This window comes from Streptomyces avermitilis MA-4680 = NBRC 14893, assembly GCF_000009765.2.
Taxonomy (GTDB): domain Bacteria; phylum Actinomycetota; class Actinomycetes; order Streptomycetales; family Streptomycetaceae; genus Streptomyces; species Streptomyces avermitilis.
Map to the genome: position 1 here is coordinate 850,165 of NC_003155.5, position 17,250 is coordinate 867,414.

General features: G+C 68.4%; 18 protein-coding genes and 2 pseudogenes. 9 read left to right on the forward strand and 11 right to left on the reverse strand.

The genetic code is table 11. The annotated features are described in order from the left end of the window. Positions 1-672 (reverse strand): DUF4097 family beta strand repeat-containing protein, encoded by a 672-nt coding sequence (locus SAVERM_RS03975; protein WP_010982134.1) that lies wholly within the window; start codon positions 670-672, stop codon positions 1-3. Between the two features lie 245 nt (positions 673-917). On the opposite strand from SAVERM_RS03975, the gene SAVERM_RS03980 reads away from it, so the two are divergent. Then, positions 918-1,652 carry a GbsR/MarR family transcriptional regulator gene (locus SAVERM_RS03980; protein ID WP_010982135.1) on the forward strand — a complete coding sequence of 245 codons (735 nt, stop codon included), beginning with the start codon at positions 918-920 and terminating at the stop codon, positions 1,650-1,652. Between the two features lie 158 nt (positions 1,653-1,810). On the opposite strand, the gene SAVERM_RS03985 is transcribed toward SAVERM_RS03980, so the two are convergent. Beyond that, a complete protein-coding gene (locus tag SAVERM_RS03985; RefSeq protein ID WP_107083234.1) occupies positions 1,811-3,055 on the reverse strand; it encodes a PP2C family protein-serine/threonine phosphatase in 1,245 nt (414 codons plus the stop codon). A gap of 639 nt (positions 3,056-3,694) precedes the next feature. On the opposite strand from SAVERM_RS03985, the gene SAVERM_RS03990 reads away from it, so the two are divergent. The 8 genes from SAVERM_RS03990 (at position 3,695) to SAVERM_RS04020 (ending at position 10,602) form a co-directional block, all read left to right on the forward strand. Continuing rightward, the gene (locus SAVERM_RS03990) at positions 3,695-4,618 is read left to right on the forward strand and encodes an SDR family oxidoreductase (protein WP_010982137.1); all 924 of its coding nucleotides are present in this window, start codon (positions 3,695-3,697) and stop codon (positions 4,616-4,618) included. Positions 4,619-4,773: 155 nt separating this feature from the next. Beyond that, positions 4,774-5,421 carry an RNA polymerase sigma factor gene (locus SAVERM_RS03995; RefSeq protein ID WP_010982138.1) on the forward strand — a complete coding sequence of 216 codons (648 nt, stop codon included), beginning with the start codon at positions 4,774-4,776 and terminating at the stop codon, positions 5,419-5,421. Then, on the forward strand, positions 5,418-6,041 hold the full coding sequence (locus SAVERM_RS04000; RefSeq protein WP_010982139.1) for a hypothetical protein: 624 nt from the start codon (positions 5,418-5,420) through the stop codon (positions 6,039-6,041). The genes SAVERM_RS03995 and SAVERM_RS04000 overlap by 4 nt, the downstream gene beginning before the upstream one ends. 343 nt (positions 6,042-6,384) lie before the next feature. After that, entirely contained in the window at positions 6,385-7,575 is a 1,191-nt protein-coding gene (locus SAVERM_RS04005) for an acyltransferase family protein (protein WP_237528716.1), read from the forward strand. Between the two features lie 316 nt (positions 7,576-7,891). Further along, complete coding sequence (locus SAVERM_RS45815; RefSeq protein WP_037651128.1) at positions 7,892-8,272, forward strand: hypothetical protein; 381 nt, start codon at positions 7,892-7,894, stop codon at positions 8,270-8,272. Positions 8,273-8,305: 33 nt separating this feature from the next. Then, positions 8,306-8,869 carry a GNAT family N-acetyltransferase gene (locus SAVERM_RS04010; protein ID WP_010982141.1) on the forward strand — a complete coding sequence of 188 codons (564 nt, stop codon included), beginning with the start codon at positions 8,306-8,308 and terminating at the stop codon, positions 8,867-8,869. 157 nt (positions 8,870-9,026) lie between these two features. Beyond that, complete coding sequence (locus SAVERM_RS04015; protein WP_010982142.1) at positions 9,027-9,524, forward strand: GNAT family N-acetyltransferase; 498 nt, start codon at positions 9,027-9,029, stop codon at positions 9,522-9,524. A 445-nt stretch (positions 9,525-9,969) separates the two neighbouring features. Then, complete coding sequence (locus tag SAVERM_RS04020; RefSeq protein WP_010982143.1) at positions 9,970-10,602, forward strand: TetR/AcrR family transcriptional regulator; 633 nt, start codon at positions 9,970-9,972, stop codon at positions 10,600-10,602. Positions 10,603-10,972: 370 nt separating this feature from the next. On the opposite strand, the gene SAVERM_RS04025 is transcribed toward SAVERM_RS04020, so the two are convergent. From SAVERM_RS04025 to SAVERM_RS04060, 9 genes and pseudogenes are all read right to left on the reverse strand, one after another. Beyond that, positions 10,973-11,977 (reverse strand): zinc-binding dehydrogenase, encoded by a 1,005-nt coding sequence (locus SAVERM_RS04025; protein WP_010982144.1) that lies wholly within the window; start codon positions 11,975-11,977, stop codon positions 10,973-10,975. Positions 11,978-12,016: 39 nt separating this feature from the next. Further along, positions 12,017-12,634, reverse strand: a complete 618-nt coding sequence (locus tag SAVERM_RS04030) for an NADPH-dependent F420 reductase (protein ID WP_037651127.1) — start codon at positions 12,632-12,634, stop codon at positions 12,017-12,019. A gap of 196 nt (positions 12,635-12,830) precedes the next feature. Then, complete coding sequence (locus SAVERM_RS04035) at positions 12,831-13,805, reverse strand: zinc-dependent alcohol dehydrogenase family protein (RefSeq protein WP_037651122.1); 975 nt, start codon at positions 13,803-13,805, stop codon at positions 12,831-12,833. 582 nt (positions 13,806-14,387) lie between these two features. After that, entirely contained in the window at positions 14,388-14,789 is a 402-nt protein-coding gene (locus SAVERM_RS04040; protein WP_010982147.1) for a hypothetical protein, read from the reverse strand. 16 nt (positions 14,790-14,805) lie between these two features. Continuing rightward, positions 14,806-15,000 (reverse strand): alpha/beta fold hydrolase, encoded by a 195-nt coding sequence (locus SAVERM_RS04045; protein WP_048894528.1) that lies wholly within the window; start codon positions 14,998-15,000, stop codon positions 14,806-14,808. A 207-nt stretch (positions 15,001-15,207) separates the two neighbouring features. Continuing rightward, complete coding sequence (locus SAVERM_RS04050; RefSeq protein WP_010982149.1) at positions 15,208-15,729, reverse strand: winged helix-turn-helix transcriptional regulator; 522 nt, start codon at positions 15,727-15,729, stop codon at positions 15,208-15,210. 8 nt (positions 15,730-15,737) lie between these two features. After that, positions 15,738-16,040, reverse strand: a pseudogene (locus tag SAVERM_RS44395) (hypothetical protein); the annotation flags it as partial. Positions 16,041-16,155: 115 nt separating this feature from the next. After that, positions 16,156-16,483: pseudogene (locus tag SAVERM_RS04055) on the reverse strand (helix-turn-helix domain-containing protein); the annotation flags it as partial. 7 nt (positions 16,484-16,490) lie between these two features. Next, a complete protein-coding gene (locus SAVERM_RS04060; RefSeq protein ID WP_010982152.1) occupies positions 16,491-17,177 on the reverse strand; it encodes an HAD family hydrolase in 687 nt (228 codons plus the stop codon). Positions 17,178-17,250 lie beyond the last annotated feature (73 nt).

The window sequence follows — 17,250 nt, forward strand, 5'->3', positions numbered from 1 at the left end:
TCAGAGGCTGCGGGCGGTGATGTCGCCGTGGGCGGTGGTCGCGTGGATGGTCAGGCCGGCGGCCGCCCCGTCGGTGTTCTGGAGCGTGTTGTTGATCCGGCCGTAGGAGGTGCCGGCGTCCAGGGCGGCGGAGACTCCGCGGGCGGCACCGACGACGATGTCGCCCATCTGGGTGCTCAGCGTGAGCGTGCCGCGGGCGGCCTCGGCGATGTTCAGGTCGCCCTTCTGGGTGCTGATCTCGCCGGGCCCGTTCAGGCGGCCGACCGTGATGTCGGCGTCGAGGCCGGTGAGGCGGGCGCTTGCGGCCTCGTCGAGCTTGACCGAGCGGTAGCCGCCCGCGAAGACGACGTCACCGAGTCGTCCGACGCCGCGGAATTCGGCGGCGGCCGCCTTCGCCTCGATGTGGGAGCCGGCGGGCAGCTGGACGGTGACCTCGACGGATCCGGAGTGTCCGAGGGCCCGGTTCTTGGCCTGCGGGGCCCCGATCCGCAGGACGCCGTCGCTGTAGGAGACCGTGATCTCTTCGGCTGCCTTCACATCGCGGCTCTTGGCGGCGTTCGCGGGCAGGACCTCGATGGTGGTGTCGGCCCGGTCGGCGGCAATGAACTGGATGCGTCCCGCGGGGATGTCGACGACGGCGGAGACCGGGGCGGGGGTGTCGAACTTCTGCATCGTGTGCTCCTTGTTCTGTGTTGCGCGCCCTTGCGGCCCGCTTTTCCAACGGCAGAAACGCTACGTTGCATTCAAGGTTCTGGCAACAGAGTCATTGCGCAAGATTTTCATCATCGCAGGTCAACACTCAAAACTTGTTGCAATGACCTCACGCCTAACGCAACACCCTCGCCTGGGGATCGTTGCAATGAATTGAGAGTGAACGCTATAGTGGGGGACATCGCAGACCGACGAAGGAGACCGTGATGCCGGGAGGCAGACTCACCCAGGAGGAACGCCAGCAGATCGCGCTGGGACTGGCCGACGGCCTCGCCTACGCGGAGATCGCCCGAGGCATCGACCGTCCGACCTCGACGGTCACGCGTGAGGTGATGCGCAACGGCGGCCCCACCGCCTACCGCGCCGACCTCGCCCACCGCGCCACCGAACACCGCGCCCACCGGCGCAGGCAGGCCGCGCCCCGGGACCCGAAGGCGCCCCCGCAGCCCTACGGACGCGACGAGGAAGCGGTGCGCGAGTACGAGGAGGTGTTCACCACCGTCATCATGGCTTCGGGCGCGCCCAAGATGATGTCCCGGGTGCTGGCCTGTCTCTTCACCACCGACGCGGGCAGCCTCACCGCGTCCGAACTCGCCCAGCGCCTTCAGGTCAGCCCGGCGTCCATTTCCAAAGCGATCGCGTTCCTGGAGAGCCAGGGCCTCGTCCGCCGGGAACGCGACGAACGCCGCCGAGAGCGCTACGTCGTCGACGACGACGTCTGGTACCAGTCCATGATGGCCAGCGCCCGCTCCACCGCCCAACTCGTCGAAACCTCACGGCAGGGCGTCAGCATCCTCGGCCCCGGCACCCCCGCCGCCATCCGCCTCGAGAACATCGCCCGCTTCCTCGACTTCGTCTCCGAAAGCATCGCCCGCGCCGCGGAACAGGCCCGCGAAATCCTCCACACGAAACCCGGAACAACCCCAGACAGCACCACCTGAGCCACCATCAGGTCGCCGGCAGAAAGGCAAGCACGCGCCCGCCGGACAGCTTTCACCCGCGGCAGCAAGAGCATGAACCGCCTGCCCGTCGCGTCACGGCGCATTCTCCAGGACGCCTGATCGGGCACACCTGGTGCACATGCCCGGGCGGTCCGTTGTCAGAGGCGGACGACGACCAGGGCGATGTCGTCGCGGCCGCCACCGGCGACGCCGAGCCCCGCGAGCAGGGCGTCCGCAAGCCGCTCGGGAACGAGGTCGGTCAAGCCGCCCAGCGTTTCCCCGAGCCGGTCCAGGCCGGTGTCGATGTCCTCCCCCCGGCGCTCGATCAGCCCGTCGGTGTACAGGACGAGGGCGTCACCACGGCGATAAGGGGCGCTGGCCTGCGGGCGCGGCACAGGCTCGGGCCGCGCACCCAGCGGCGGATCGGTGGCCTTGTCCAGCAGTTCGCACGTGCCGTCGGCGTGCAAGAGCACCGGCGGAGGGTGGCCGGCGCTGGAGTAGACCAGCAGTTTCGACCGGGAGTCAATGAGCACCGTGACCGCGGTGGCCGCGAGTGCGCCCTCCACCGAGCGGGCGTACATGCCCAGCACCTCCAAGGCCTGGGCGGGCCCGGCCACCCCCCGGCTCGCCGCAGACAGGGCGCTGCGGAGCATGCCCATGATGGTGGCGGCCTCCAGACCGTGCCCGACGACGTCACCGACGGCAACGGTGAACCGCCCCTCGGTCAGGTCAACGGTGTCGTACCAGTCGCCGCACACGTTCAAAGAGCCGATCGCAGGCAGGTACCGCACCGCCACATTTTCATGACGGGCCAGATCCGGGGAGTGCAGCATCGCCTCCTGCAATGTGACCGCGACTTCCCGCTCCCTCGCGTGCGCCGCCCGCAACTCCTCATTCAGCCGCTGCAGCTCACGGGCCCGGGCATACAGCTCGGCCTCCATCCCCTCCTCCCGCTCGGACAGCCGCCCGCCCTCCCCGCGGCTCCGAAAGCGGCGGGCCTGCACAAACGCGGTCACGTCCTCCACCCGGTGGATGATCCACGCCACATGCCCGTCCCGGTCAACAACGGGGGTGTTCACCGGCGACCACCAGCGCTCCTCGAACACCCCCGGCCGCGCGACCACGGGGATGTCGTACTTCTGCACCGCCATCACGTCCGCGGACCCCGTGGCCAGTACCCGCTCCAACGAGGCCCCCAGATTCCGCACCCCGTCGGCATCCGGGTCGGCCGGGTTGTCCGGGAACGCCTCGAACACATGCTGGCCGACCAAGTCCTCCCGGGTACGGCCGGTCGCCCGCAGATACGCCTCATTGACATCCACGATCACCAGATCTGGCGCCAGCACCAGATACGGGCTCGGCGTCGCGCCGAACAGCAACCTGTAGTCCAGCTCGGGCCTCACACGCTTCCGCCCCGTGCGCATCCTCGGCCTCGGCGGCCCTATATCTTCCACGCTACGCAGCATCAGCACGCTCCGCACGGCGTGGCGCCCACCCGAGGCGGACGGGGCGGGCGCGCCGTTCCTTCGGCGGCGGGGCGGGCTCGTGGCGCGGTCGACAGCTCGGTGTCTCCCGCGCGGGGCAGGCCGGCTCGGGGCGGTCCGGTGCCCAGCGGGCGGCGGTGATCGGTCATCGGCCGGTTCTTCCCTGGCCTCCCCGGGGGCCCTCCGGGACCCGCCAGCGCCGGGCCGGTATTGCGCCAGGGAGTCTCCGGGCCGGCCGACGGCCGTCACCGACGACGACCTGGCGCAGGGAGTACTGGTACATCTGCCTGGCGCTGATCTTCGCGATATCCATCACGCAGGCCACGCGTTCCCCAACTGGGAACCCATCGCAGCGCGAGCGTCGGCGAACCCGCGGCGACCGCCCAGCGCCCTGCCCCCTCCGTGCATTCCGTCAGCCCGTGCGTGGCATTTCGTCGATTCCTCGAAATCGGCCAGTACGGTCTCGCCATCACTCTCCAGCAGGGCGGACAAAACTCTTTTTTCGGGTACGCGGACATGGGTGCCGCCGTCGGTGGCCGACAAGGAACGAGGACGGAAATGCGTGACATCGGTAGTGTCGGCGGGCACAGCTCCCCTCCTGGCACACCACTGCGCGGACGGGTCGCAGTCGTGACCGGCGCCGCACGCGGAGTCGGTGAGGCCCTGGCACAGCGCCTGTCCGCCGCCGGAATGCTCGTCGCACTGCTCGGGCGCGAGGAGGAGACCCTGCGGCGGGCGGCCGCCTCCTTGCCGAACCGAAACATCTACGTCGAAGCCGACGTCACCGACCACGCCGCGCTCGAGGACGCCGCCCGACATGTGGACAACGAACTGGGCCCGGCAAGCGTGGTCGTAGCCAACGCCGGCATCGCCGCCGGCGGTCCATTCACCCGCACCGCGGCCGACCTGTGGCAGCGGGTCATCGATGTCAACCTCGTCGGATCCGCCAACACCGCCAGAGCCTTCCTCCCGCAGCTCACCCACACCCGCGGCTACTTCCTCCAGATCGCCTCCACGGCCGCCTTCGGCTCCGCACCCATGATGAGCGCCTACTGCGCCTCCAAAGCCGGCGCAGAATCCTTCGCCCAGGCACTGCGCGGCGAGGTCGAGCGCGACGGCATCACCGTCGGCATCGCCTATCTCCACTGGACCGGCACTGCCATGGTCGCCGGCATCGACGACCACCCCGTCCTGCAAGCCCTGCGACGGAACCAGCCCCGCTTCGCACGCCGAGTCCACACCCCCGCCCAGGTCGCCGACTGGCTCACCACCGGCATCACCCACCGCGCCCACCACATCTACGCACCACCCTGGCTGCGCTGGTGCCAGCCTCTGCGGCCGCTCTTCCCCGCGGTCGTCGCCCGGATCACCCGGCGCGAACTGCGGACCCGTTCCCACACCGAGCTGGCAGCCGACGTCACGGTCCTGGGCGCCGGCGGTCTCGCCGACTGGAACTCCTTCCTGTCCCGCAAACACCTCTAGGCGTGGAAAGACCCTGGGCGACGACGCCGGTTCATCGGGTTCTCTCTGTAACGCTTTTCGTGCCTCGAACCAAGAACAAGTGAAGTGCCTTTGAAGAACTCCGGTACACCTCCGACGAGGAGGACCGGGATGCCTCCGACGAGAAGGAGTCGCCTGTGGATGGCGCGGAACGGTTACGGGGTGGGCCCGCCGCAGCAGTACGTGACCCGCAGCTCTTCGAAGAGTTCTACCGGCGGCACGTGGACGCGGTGATGCGTTTCGTGGCCCGGCGCGTCGACGACCCGCACACCGCGGCCGACCTGACGGCCGAAATCTTCCTCGCCGTCCTCGACTCGGTCCATACCTATCGCCCACACCTCGGCAGCGAGACTGCCTGGCTGTACGGCATCGCGCGCAACGTCGTGTCGTCGGAGCGCCGCCGGGTCGCGCGGGAGGCGGAACGCGATCTGCGCTTCTCCGGACGGCGGTTGCTGGAGGCTGACGACATCGTCCGCCTTGAGGACAGGCTCGACGCGGAGAGCCCCGGCCGGCATGCCCTGGCGGCGCTGGCGAGACTTCCCGAGGGCGAGCGGGCCGTCATGGAGCTCGTCGCGGTGGATCAGCTCACGGTCACGGAGGCGGCGGCCGCGCTGGGCATACGCCAGGTCACGGCCCGGGTCCGGCTGCACCGGGCGCGCAAGGCCCTGCGGGAGGAGGCGGACGTCAAGGCCGCGAAGACGAATCCCGTGGCCGCGCAGGCAAGCTCCCCGGGAGCGGAGACGCCGGACGCATCGCTGTTGTACGTCACAAGGGGAGAAGCATGAGCATGAGGACGACGTTCGAGGACCGGCTACTGGGTGAGCTGAAGCGGGAGATCGAGCTGCGCGAGGCCGGAGTAGCCAGCACCGGAACGGCTGAGTTCAAGACGGGCGAGGGCAGGGCGAAGGCTGCCGTGGGTCGTCTGTTCGCTCCGCTCACTCCGCGCCGGATGGCTGCCGTTGCGGCGGCCTGTACAGCGGCCTGGCTCGCCGCGGTGATCATGCCCGGTTCGCCGGCCGGCTCGAACGCGTGGGCGGTGGATCCGGTCGGAGACGGCAGCGTCAAGCTCACCGTCCAGGACCAGAACATCAGTGTCGCGGCCCAGCGCGAGCTCGCGAGGAAGGTGCGCCCATGGGGCGTTCACGTGACCGTTGACGTGCTCGCTCCCGGCTACGTCTGTGAGCGCAGCAAAGTCGCCTCTCCGCTCGTGGCGAGTGATGAACACGGCAACCGTGTACCCGTCATTCCTTTTAAGTCCAGCTGGGACGTCACACTGCGCCGGGGCAACGTGCTGACCTTCGAGAACACCAAAGGCAGCTCCCAGCCTCGCGCGGTCGAGTTCTACGAGACCAGGAGCGAGGCCGAGCCCTGCGTTCCGATGAAGGTTGTCCTGCCGGACGACTAGCCGACGGAATTCACAAAGTCGCGTCGACGACCGCGGAGCCGTGGTTCCCCGGGCCGCAAGGCAACCAGGGGAACCGCACATGACGCACGATCAGCCTGCAGCGCGGACGATGGGCATGGCGAATTCGCCCCCACCTCTTGCCCCTGCTTGGACCAAGCACAGCCGCTGAAGATCACACGGGTGCCCGCGGTGTAAAGCGCCTCATCAGGCGTGTCCTGTCTTCGCCACCCTGTGGCCGCATCTTCGACGGCCGGATCAAAGGCTACGTATGGAACCCCCACCCCTCGTCCCTCCTTCCCCAAATCGGACACGCTCTGTAATGCAACAACTACCCCCAGCTACCATGTCGGCCGGTCTGTCGCGGTTGGGCTGGCTGGATGCGTTGCGCGGCATCGCGGCACTGGTTGTGGTGTTCGACCACTCTTCGTACGCCTTCATGGCGGAGTTCCGGCGGGAGTTGATGCCGCAGTTCAACACCAGCCGGTACGGCATCATGGTGTTCTTCCTGGTGAGCGGCTACATCATCCCCGCGTCGCTGGAACGCCGGGGCTGTGTCCGGACGTTCTGGATCGGACGAGTATTCCGCATGTACCCACTGTGGGCGGTTGCCGTCACCGCGGTCCTCGCCCTCCACCTGATGGGAATCGCCGAGATTCGCACCGGCTTGGGCAGGCAGAGCCTTGCCGCCGTGACCGTCGCCCATGTCACCTTGCTCCAAGAGCTGCTGGGGACGCCCAGTCTCCTTCTTGTCCTGTGGACGCTCTCGTATGAGATGGCCTTCTACCTGCTGGTGGTTGCTCTCTTCACGGTCCGCCTTCATCGGCGGTCGGCAGCGGTCGCCGTCACCCTGGCCGTGCTCGCCGCCGTATGCGGGACGGCAGGGGTCGTGCTGCCGGTCTCCGCCCTCTCTGGCGCGGTGGGCACCGGCCCGCTGGTCGCGGTTGCCTCGATCACCATGGTGGTCGCCCTCTGCTGTGCGAGTGCCGTGTCACCCGCGCTTCGCGTGTTCGGGGGCGTGTTGGGCGGGGTGCTGGCGCTTGTCCTGGCCCCCTTCAACGGCACGGTCCCTCTGTGGGAGGGCCTGGTGATCCTTGCCGTGATGTTCCTCGGCACCGCCGCCTACCGGGCCGAGCACGGTCAGAGCACCTGGCGGTACGCTGCGTGCACAGCCGTCGTGGTGGTGGCCTGCGCGGTGGGGAGTGCGTACCGATACGGCGACGGGCCTCATTTCACACGGCGCGGCTGGATCGTGGCATTCCTGCTGGCAGTGCTCACCTTCGGTGCCGGACTGGCGTTGCGCCGCCGGCGGGTACCGCGCTGGCTGACCGGGCTGGGAACGATCAGTTACTCGGTCTATCTGGTGCATCCGGTGCTGTTGGCGGTGACCGACGGCACGATCGGCCGGTGGCGGCGGGACAATCTCATGCTCGAAGTGGCGTTCTTCGCCGTGCTGCTTCCCCTGTGCGTGCTGACTTACCGTTACATCGAAGCACCAAGCCAGACATGGGGCCGAAAGCTGGAACACCGCGCTTAGCCGCCGTGCCGAAGGCCCGTGCCGCATGCGTCCCCCCATCCTGTCCGGAGCACCGCAGCGCCCCGGACCGATCAAGGTCGAGGGCACTTTGACGGCAGATAGGGGTCAGCGGGCGTTGCCCCGGGCTCACACCGGTCAAGGCCGCGTTCCCCAGAGGCTCGCCGTTGGCCAGGTCGCGGTTCATGACTCCTGTATGTCCGGCGCCGGTGAAACCGTTGCACCGGCCGCCAACAGTCTCTCCGCCAGCGCGCGGCAGCGGCCCCCGAGCTCCGGAGGATCGAGTATCTCGAAGTCGTACCCCAGCAGGAGTACGTGCATGAGCACGGCGTCGAGGCTGGCGGCGGTACGGCTCGACCCGCCGCCGTCGTACTTCGCTTCCGGACGGGTAGTCGAAACCGGCTTCGACCTCGTCGCGGCAGGCCCTGGCAAGCGCCATGAGCGCCTCGGGGCCGACCGGCGTGCGGCCTGCGCCGAAGAACTCCACCGAGCTGGAGAGCGCGCGCACCTCAGGCCGCAACCGGGCGGGCAGCACCTGGTCGAGCTTGGTCAGCGCCCGGAGCGCGGCGTCGCCGGAGCCGGCGACCGCGCCACGCGCACCGACGAGCAGCGAGACCGCGGTGGCGGTCGCCTCCTCGTCGTCGAGAAGCAGTGGCGTCGGGAGGAGCAACCTCGGGCTCAGGGTGCTCGATTAGGCTGATGGGGCAGCCTACGAGGAGGAGTTACCAAGCCGATGATCAGGCTCTCGCTGCCCATCACCACTGAACGGCTCACACTGCGTCCGTTCACACCGGACGACCTCGAAGACCTGTATGCGTACCAGAGCCTCCCCGAGGTCGCCCGCTACCTCTTTCGGCCGCCGCTGACCCGTGACCAGTGCGTGCAGAGTCTGGCGCGGCGCGTGGCCGGCACGGCATGGGCCGAGGACGGTGATGATCTGGTGGTAGCCGTCTGCCGCACAGGCGGGGCAACGGTGGTTGGCGAGGTCGTCCTGAAACTGGCGAGCGCGCGGGCCTGCCAGGCTGAAATCGGCTGGATCTTCAACCCCGCGTACGGCGGCCGGGGTTACGCGACCGAGGCAGCATCCGCGACCGCCTCGCTGGCCTTTGCCGAGCTGGGCGTCCACCGGCTGTTCGCCCGACTCGATGTGCTCAATAGCGGGTCGGTGCGTGTGTGCGAACGCCTTGGCATGCGCCGGGAAGCGCACCTCGTCGAGAACGATCTCGACGGCGAGCGGTGGGGCAGCGAGTACGTCTATGCGACGCTCGCCCACGAGTGGAAGGCCGATCGGGCCTGATGCTGTGACCGGATAGGTTCACCGGCTGGCCTCGTGGCCTGCGGGTGTATGAGTCACCGCTGCTCCCGGGTTCGGCTGGTCGCAGGGCTCATCGACGTTGTTTTGCGTGGTTGTAATCAACTTGCTGTCGCCCCGGCGGCCGGGCAAGGTCTGGATCATGCTCGGGCTGCGCACCTTGGAATCAGACGACTGGCCCCTTTGGCGGGAGTTGCGACTGGCAGCGCTTACTGACGCGCCCTATGCGTTCGGATCGACGCTGGCCGAGTGGCAAGGCTCCGGTGATCGAGAGGAACGCTGGCGTACCCGTCTGTCGATCCCTGGCGCGCGGGATCTCGTCGCGCTCCTCGACGGCCTTCCGGTGGGCATGGTCAGCGGAGTGCCGGGCGGGGAAGCAGAGAACGTGGAGTTGATCTCGTTGTGGGTCAACCCCACGGCTCGGGGCCAAGGCGTGGGTGACTACCTGATCCAGGCGGTCGAACGGTGGGGGGCGGAGCGCGGTGCCAGGACGCTGCGGTTGTCCGTGATGCCGGACAACCGCAAGGCGGTCGCGCTCTATGAGCGGCACGGTTTCACGGACACGGGTGAGTCCGGCAATCTTCTGCCCGCCGGCGTTCGCAGGGAGCGGGTCTTGGCGAAGAGCCTGGCCACCGTCTGAATCTCCGCGCCGGCGCACGGCGAGGTCTCCTGGTTGGTCAGGCTACGGCGGTGTGTGGGCGTCCGCCCCAGCGGATGCCCTTCTCGCCGCGACGCGGGCGCGTTCCTTGCGCCGGCGACCAGACGTCGGGGTGGCGGGCGTGGGCGTTGCGCCAGCGCAGATGGCGGTGCAACTGGCGGGTCTGGACGGTGTGGTGGGGGTGGTTCGGGTGGGGTGGCTCGGGTTGGCCAGGGTGAACTGCCGCAGCGGACCGAAGCGCGCCCGTCCGTTGTCCGTTGTCCGTTGTCCGTTGACGATCCGGCGCTCAGCCGGCGAGTACTGGCATGCGTACTGCCGCCGGCCCGCGGCCCACCGCACCCCTTCTTCAGGAAGGCGCTGACTGCGTCGAACTCGAGCAGGCCGCCGACGGCGATCCCGGCTGTTGTACGCGGCGTAGAGTTGCCCCATGGCTCGGCCTCGACAGTTTGACGAAGAAGAGGTTGTGCGGGCTGCCCGCGATCAGTTCTGGTCTGTGGGCTACAACGGCACCTCCATCGACGACCTGAGCGCTGTAACCGGCCTGGGTCGGGGAAGTCTGTATGGAGCCTTCGAGGACAAGCACGCGCTGTTCCTGCGGGCTCTGGACAGCTACAACAGCGACGCACTGAGAGCCTGGCGCACAGCTCTGGGCGGCCCCGGACCGGCCCTGCCCATGCTGGAGCGGCATGTACGCAATGTCGCGGACGGCATCATCGGGGACGTGGAACGCCGCGGCTGCATGATGGCCAAGATCGCGGCGGAACTGTCGGCCGTCGACGAGGGCGTGGCCGAGCGAATCGCCGCGGTTGTCCGCGGGCTGCACGGCGCGCTGCGGGGCTGCATCACGCGGGCCCAAGCGGAAGGCTCTCTGGATGCTGATGCGGACCCAGACAGCCTCGCCAGCCTCCTGCTTGCCGTGCTCCGGGGACTTGAGGCCCTGGGCAAGGCGGGAGCCACTCCCGAGGTCGTCAACGGGGCTGCTGAGCAGGCCTTGGCCCTCCTTCCCCGTGTTTCGCCGGACGAGCATGCGCCGGGTACCAGGTCCTCGACTGGTGCCTGACGTCGCTACGGCGCCACAAAACGGCTGTCGCCGGCGCGCCGCCGACCCAGCGTCACAGAGAGGGGCACAGGAACGAAGCGCCATACGGGTGCCAGATCCCTGGTATCGCGTGTCTGCGGACACGCGATGGGATGTCACTCGTCGCCGGCCGCCCTCGCCTCGGCGGCCCGATCAGGCGACGCGGACAACTCCTCCGCACCGAATGCTGCACCTGCCAGGCCCCGGCCACCCTCGGCAGCCTCTGTCCTGCCTCGCTGACAACCACTGGTGGCCCTGAAGTCGCACGACATGTGTGGCTCAGGCATCAAACGCCCGGCTTTCGCCGGCAGCTTGTCGGCTGCCGGCAGGACTCCTGTACGGGCAGCGCCGGCTACCAGGGGCGGACGAGGACGGTGCCGATCTTGCCGGGCCGTACCGCGTGCTCCACGGCGTTGCCCAGCTCGTCAAGGCCGTACGTTGCGGCCACGTCGAACTGGTCCTTGAGCGTGAGCGCGATCAGCTTCGCGGTGGCGACGTCGGATGCCCGTCTGTCGGCGGAGGCCTCGGACAGCCACCGGCCGATGTTCTTGCCCCGTAGCGTCAGCGACTTGTGCAGCAGCGTCGACGCATGCACCGAGATCGGCTCCTCGCCGATCTGCCCGTAGCTGACCAGCTTCCCGCCCGGCGTCAACAGGTCCAGAAGGCTCTCCGCCAGCTTCCCGCCGATCGGGTCCAGGGCCACACTGACCGGACGGCCGCCGGCGGCTTCGCGGACCTCGTCCGCCCAGCCAGGATGCTCTGTCGCCACGACCGGCACGTCGGGGAATCGCTTGCGCAGTTCGGCGGCGCCGCGGTCGCTGCGGACGACGTTGACGAGCGCCAGGTTGTGCACCAGGGACGCGCCCGTCAGCAGCCGCCCGACCGACGAGCCCGCGGCGGTCTGCACGAGAAGACCGTCGTATCCGAAGGCCGGGTGCTCCTGCGCCTCACGGCGCAGCATCACCGTGGTGAGCGGGTTCACCAGCATCTGCGCGGCGACCTCGTCCGACAGCTCGTCCGGTACGGCGACGAGCGCGTCGGCATCCGCCACGATCCACTGGGACCAGGCCCCCGGCTGCGGGAAGACCGTTACGCGGCCGCCGACCGTGACGCCCGGCGCCACCCGTGTTCCCGGGCCGATCGCCTCCACCACGCCGGTGGCCTCCACCCCGGCGGGAACCGGCTTTGTCGCCTCCTCGGGGTAGGCCTCTACGGCCTGGAGATCACCAGGGTGCACCGGGAAGGCGGTGGTGCGGATGAGGACCTGACCGGACCCGGGCGCCGGCTCCGGCTCCTCGATGACGGTCAGGACGTTGGCCGGCGACCCGCCACGGGTGTAGACGACACGACGGTTCATGATGCTCCTCCTGCGCGCTGGAGTGTGGGAGCCGGGGCGTCAGCCGACGTCCTGCAGCAGCAGGTGCTTTGCACTGAGCGCACCGTCCAGCTGCATCAGCCGCCCGCCGTCCCGCAGACCGCCAAGGTCCAGGGCGGCGAATCCGAATTCGTCCAGCAAGCCGGCCACGGCCGTCTTCGCGTCGGCGTCGTCGCCCGCGTAGAAGGCCACCTGTCGGCCCTCGGCATGCCGCGGGTCCGCGGCGATGAACGTGGCGAACAGGGTGTTGAGAGCCTTCACGAGCCGGGCGCCGGGAAGGTGGCGGGCAACCCACTCGCTGCCCGTGAGGTCACCGACGTCGTACCGTCCCCGCCAGGGGTTGGCCGCCGCGAACTGATTCGTCGTGTCGACGACGATCTTCCCGGCCCAAGTGGTGAGGCCTGTCAGTTCCGGCACGGCGAAGAACGGCACCGAGAGGAAGACGAGCTCCGGCTGCACCGCCTCCTCGGCCGTTACCGCACGGGCCTTCGGCCCCAGCCTGCCCACGAGGGCTTCGAGAGTCCTGGGACCCCGGCTGTTGCCGATGAGTACCTCATGACCGTGGCGGACGGCCTTGTCGGCGACCGCCTGTCCCACCTCTCCTGCGCCGAGTACGCCAATGGTGCCGTGTGTGCTCATGGTGCTCTTCCTTGATCGTGTGCAGAGACCGCGCGGGCTGCCCGGCATTGGCTCGTGCAGCCGACCCGGCCTGCAGAGGGGACCGTGCGCCTCCGCCTGTCAAGTGATCCACCGCCTCCACCCTTGCTCTCGCCGGTGGCGGGAGTCTTCGGCGATTCCATTTCCTGGGGCCTTCGGTGCTGTGCCGTGACGACGCCTACTCGCGGTGCGGGTTGAAGTCCAGCAGGACCTTGCCGTTTTTCTGCAGGTACGCGAGGGCCTCGGCGAAGTCCTTGGCCTGGTGGACGGGGGCGGAGGGCAACGTGAGCTTTCCCGCCGCGACCAGCCGCGCCGACTCCGCGCCGATGTCCGGATGACGGGGCAGGTACTCGTCCTGGTACATCCAGAACTTTGTTGTGGTGATGTTCTTCGCCCTCAGCACGTTACGGTCGGGCGTGAAGGGCTCGCCGCTCATGTAGCCGTAGATGAGCAGCAGGGCGCCGTCGGTCAGCACGTCCAGCAGGAGCGAGGTGGCCTTTCCACTGACGCCGTCCAACCCCAGCAGCACGGGATCGTCGCCGATGGCCGCACGCACGCGCACGGCCACGTCTGGGGAGTCGATCAGCACGATGTCGGCGCCGAGTGCCTCGAGTTCGGTGACGAGCTCCTCGCGGCGCACGATATTGATCGTGCGAAGCCCGCGCTCCTTGGCGAAGGCGATGACGGACCGACCGACCCCGCTGTTCGCCGCGTTCTGCACCACCCAAGAGCCGGCCGGAAGGTCACGCGACTCCACCAGCAGGCCTGCGGTAGTGGGGTTGATGGTGAGCATCGCCGCCTGTTCGAGGCTGATGGCCCGGTCCACGGCGGTCAGCTTCGCGGCCTCCGCCAGGACCTGTTCGGACCAGGCGAAGGTGCCGAAGGGAAGCAGGACCGTATCGCCGGGGCGGATGCGGGTGACGCCCGGTCCGACCGCCAGGACCGTGCCGGCTCCCTCGTTGCCGATGACACTCGGCAGTTCGGGGCGGACCGGATAGACGCCCCTCGCCAGGAGCAGGTCGTGGTGGTCGAGCGGGGCGTACTCAACCTGGATCAGCGCCTGCCCGGCGGCAGGAGCCGGAGGCTCGGGAACGTCCACGACCTTCAGACTCTGCTCCGGCTCGCCGAACTGCGTGAGGTGAATGGCGAGCATGGAACTCATCTCCTTGCAGTAAGTGCGGACGCAGAACGAGGCGCGAGGCGTCCTCGGCTCCGCGCCGCAGGCCCTTGCCGTTGGAGAGTCCCGGGGCGCGGGTCCGCATCGGGCCCCTGAAGTGACCGCCCAGTGCTCGGAGCCAAAGCCGAGGGAGCGAGCACGGCAGCCGCGGCGAAACCGAGCACCACGTGCCACGCATGCTGGAGCAGAGCCAGGCCGGCCACCCCGGAGGCGTTGCCGAACAGGCGACGAGCATGCGGGCTGCCCAGCACCGGCTCGTCCAGCGACCGGCGGCGTGTTCAACCTGCCGAGTGCTGCAAGGCAGTCTGCGCGCCTCCGCCCCTCAAATGATCCACAGCCATCCGGTGACACTCTCGGCAACGGGAGTCACAGCACTTCCGCCCCGAGGAACTGCTACACATATCCGGTTTTGTACCTACCAGTAAATAACTCGGATCCGGAGTACGCAACCGCGGATCCTTGTGACGAGCCGCCGGCTCTCCGAGCATCGCGAAGACCTGTTCGACATAGTCTCGCCTGGGAATATCTCTCACCTCTCCGGCCGGCCCCGGAGCGAGGTCACATCACGGCGTCGGTCTGAAGCGGGCCCGCAGTGATGCGGAGCGTCCGGATACGGACCGGCTCTTCCCGGTCGAGGTAGAAGATGTGCGTGAACGGGGCGCGCACCACCTTGTCCGGTTCGCTCTTCCTGGCCATGGTCGCCTCGCCGCGCAGCAGGCGGACGCCGTCGTCCGCGGTCCAGAACTCCAAGACCTCATGGGTGATGATCAGCGGCGCGTCGATCTTGACGAAGAACGCTTTGATGGCCTCGGCGCCGTGGATGTGCGCGGTGCCGAAGAACATGTCGGTGTTCTCGGTCAGGGGCGCGAAGCCCTCACCGAACTCCAGGGTGTCGATGGCGTCCATGAACTTCAGGACCCAGCTGGGCACGGCCGTCGCTTGTGCGGTGTCGTCTGTCATGGTGGTGGCCTTCCGATCAGGCTGCGGCAGGCAGGGCGGCAAGGAAGGCGTCGATCTCGGCGTTGACACCTTCGGGGTTCGTGCGGGCGGCGAGGTGGGCGGTGTGCTGGAGCAGCCGCAAGGTACTGCCCTCGATGGCGTCGGTCATCTTCCGCACCACGTGCACGGGGAACTGGCTGTCCTCCTCGCCGGCGGTGTTCAGGACGGGCATGTCCCTCATGCTGTTCAGGCGGCGGCGCTCGTCCTTGCGGCCGATGAGGATGCCGCGCAGCGCCCACGCGACCGACTTGCCAGTGCGTGGCCATGGTCAGTCCTCTCCGCGACCCCCGGGGAGACGTTCGGGATTCCTAGCAGCGTCCCAGTAGCGTAACGCTACTAGTTTCAAATCGCTACTACGCCGTGCCTCAGGCCGAAGCGGTCAACGGCGTCCCGAACCGGGGTCGCCCGGCGCCGCGGAGGCCGCTCCCCTCCCGCCCGTCCCCTGGTCACCGCCCTCCTCGGCGGACACCGGCCGCAGCGTCGAGGCCTCCACCGGCTGGTGACAGCTGCTGCACGCGAGATACGGATTGGTCGGGTTGCCGCACACTGTGTGCATCAGTGGGTGATGTGTGATGTCACCGCCGGTCGCATGGGTCTCGGCCCAACGCGTGATGGCCGCGATGGCGGGAACGACGAGTTCGCGGGCGCTGTCGGTGAGCTCGTACTCGTACCACGGCTTGTCCGAGCGGTAGGCGCGCTTGGTGAGCAGGCCCAGCTCGGTCAGGCTGTTGAGCCGCGCAGTGAGGATGTTCGCCGAGATGCCCAGGGCTCGCTTGATTTCGCCGAACCGGCCGACACCGAAGAACACCTCCCGCAGGATCTGGTAGTTCCAGCGCTCGGAGATCGCGGCCAGGAACTCCTGCCCGTGCTGGAAGGTGACGTGACTCCTGCGGTCGGACACGGCTTCTCCTAGTTTTGAATCAGAAGTAGTTCTGAAACGTTACTAGTAACCCTTGTCCGGGGCAGCCACGCCTGAGGGGTCGCGAAGACAGGCGAGAGCCGGTAGGCGTCCCCGTGCGTGATCACGCGGCCGGCGGTGGGATGCGGGAAGTGGGTGCCCAGCACCAGGGTGTCGGTGTCGGCGAGCGAGCCGAGCAGCTTGCGGCGCGAGGCCTCGGACCGCTCCGGGTGGATGTCGACGCAAGAGCCGATGGAGGGGTGGGCGAGCTGGACCGGGTGATGGATGCAGTCTCCGGTGATCAGCGCCGTCTCTCTTTGGTGAGGAAAAGGCCCAATGGTGGGACCGCGCGGACGCCCCCTACCCGGACTTCGTCGACCACCGCGCCGGGACCGACCGCAACATCGCGCTCTACATCCTCGAACCGGGGGTGCCGTCCACGATGAGCACCGTGTCCTTCGCGAAGCGGCGCCGGGGTTGTAGTGCTGGCAGCGGACCGAGGTGCTTCATGATGCGGTCGACCGCGGACTTCGAGATGCCGCACAGCAGGGCGAGCTGGCGGATCGTCAAGTTCGTGCTCCAGTACGCCGTGACCATCAGCATGCGGTCGTCCAGTGACAACTCCAGGGCCGGCCTCGGTGGACAGTATCGACGCCCGCGCGACGCAGTACCGTCACCGGTTCGCGAACTGGCGGGGACTCAGCCCGGTGAACGGGGCTGTCCAAGACGGCTCCGACGCCGTGATCACACCAGTCACAGCGAGATCATTCCACTGCCGCTGATCCCCTCGGCTCGTGAGGGCGGGTTCCGGAAGTGACGGCGAGGATGTCGCGGATCGCTTCGCGCAGGCTTCCGAAGTGGCGGTGCACGCCGTCCACCGCGACGGGTGCGTTGACCCCCCACACCGTCATCCCGGCACGCAGTGCGGACCGCACACCGGAGGGTGCGTCCTCGATGACCAGACAGTCCTGCGGGTCGGCACCGAGCCGCTTGGCAGCCAGTAGATAAGGGACAGGCGAGGGCTTGCCCTCCTCGACGGAGGCGGCATCAACGATGATGCTCGGGACCGGCAAGCCGGTCCGGGCGAAGCGGCCGCGCACCCGGTGCTCGTAATTCGACGTCACCAGCGCCCAAGACTCCGGCGGCAGAGCGTCCAGCAGCTCGGAAGCACCGTCGAAGGCCGCATACACGCCGGACCGGACGTCCTCGTCCTCGAGTTCATGCAGCGCGGCCAGGCACTCCTGCGGGTCACGGTCCGGAGCGACCTGCGCGAAGGTCTCCATCGGCCTTGTCCGCAAGGCCACTTGGTAGACCTCACCGGGGTCGAGTCCGTATCGCTCCGCCCACACCCTCCAAACCCGGCGCTGGTTGTCCACAGCATCGATCAACGTGCCATCGACATCGAACAGGACATACTTCTTGGCTCCAGGCTGAGCAGGTTCACCAATCACACCCTGATCCTGCCATCAGGCCCCGAGCAGGCAGTCTGCGGGACAGCCGGGCAAGTCGATGGAGCGGCCGCGC

What these genes read in the sequence shown, in the direction of transcription:
- SAVERM_RS03975 (WP_010982134.1), bottom strand. Translation starts at nt 672, where the DNA reads ATGCAGAAGTTCGACACCCCCGCCCCGGTCTCCGCCGTCGTCGACATC.
- SAVERM_RS03980 (WP_010982135.1), top strand. Translation starts at nt 918, where the DNA reads ATGCCGGGAGGCAGACTCACCCAGGAGGAACGCCAGCAGATCGCGCTG.
- SAVERM_RS03990 (WP_010982137.1), top strand. Translation starts at nt 3,695, where the DNA reads ATGCGTGACATCGGTAGTGTCGGCGGGCACAGCTCCCCTCCTGGCACA.
- SAVERM_RS04000 (WP_010982139.1), top strand. Translation starts at nt 5,418, where the DNA reads ATGAGCATGAGGACGACGTTCGAGGACCGGCTACTGGGTGAGCTGAAG.
- SAVERM_RS04005 (WP_237528716.1), top strand. Translation starts at nt 6,385, where the DNA reads ATGTCGGCCGGTCTGTCGCGGTTGGGCTGGCTGGATGCGTTGCGCGGC.
- SAVERM_RS45815 (WP_037651128.1), top strand. Translation starts at nt 7,892, where the DNA reads ATGAGCACGGCGTCGAGGCTGGCGGCGGTACGGCTCGACCCGCCGCCG.
- SAVERM_RS04010 (WP_010982141.1), top strand. Translation starts at nt 8,306, where the DNA reads ATGATCAGGCTCTCGCTGCCCATCACCACTGAACGGCTCACACTGCGT.
- SAVERM_RS04015 (WP_010982142.1), top strand. Translation starts at nt 9,027, where the DNA reads ATGCTCGGGCTGCGCACCTTGGAATCAGACGACTGGCCCCTTTGGCGG.
- SAVERM_RS04020 (WP_010982143.1), top strand. Translation starts at nt 9,970, where the DNA reads ATGGCTCGGCCTCGACAGTTTGACGAAGAAGAGGTTGTGCGGGCTGCC.
- SAVERM_RS04025 (WP_010982144.1), bottom strand. Translation starts at nt 11,977, where the DNA reads ATGAACCGTCGTGTCGTCTACACCCGTGGCGGGTCGCCGGCCAACGTC.
- SAVERM_RS04030 (WP_037651127.1), bottom strand. Translation starts at nt 12,634, where the DNA reads ATGAGCACACACGGCACCATTGGCGTACTCGGCGCAGGAGAGGTGGGA.
- SAVERM_RS04035 (WP_037651122.1), bottom strand. Translation starts at nt 13,805, where the DNA reads ATGCTCGCCATTCACCTCACGCAGTTCGGCGAGCCGGAGCAGAGTCTG.
- SAVERM_RS04040 (WP_010982147.1), bottom strand. Translation starts at nt 14,789, where the DNA reads ATGACAGACGACACCGCACAAGCGACGGCCGTGCCCAGCTGGGTCCTG.
- SAVERM_RS04045 (WP_048894528.1), bottom strand. Translation starts at nt 15,000, where the DNA reads ATGCCCGTCCTGAACACCGCCGGCGAGGAGGACAGCCAGTTCCCCGTG.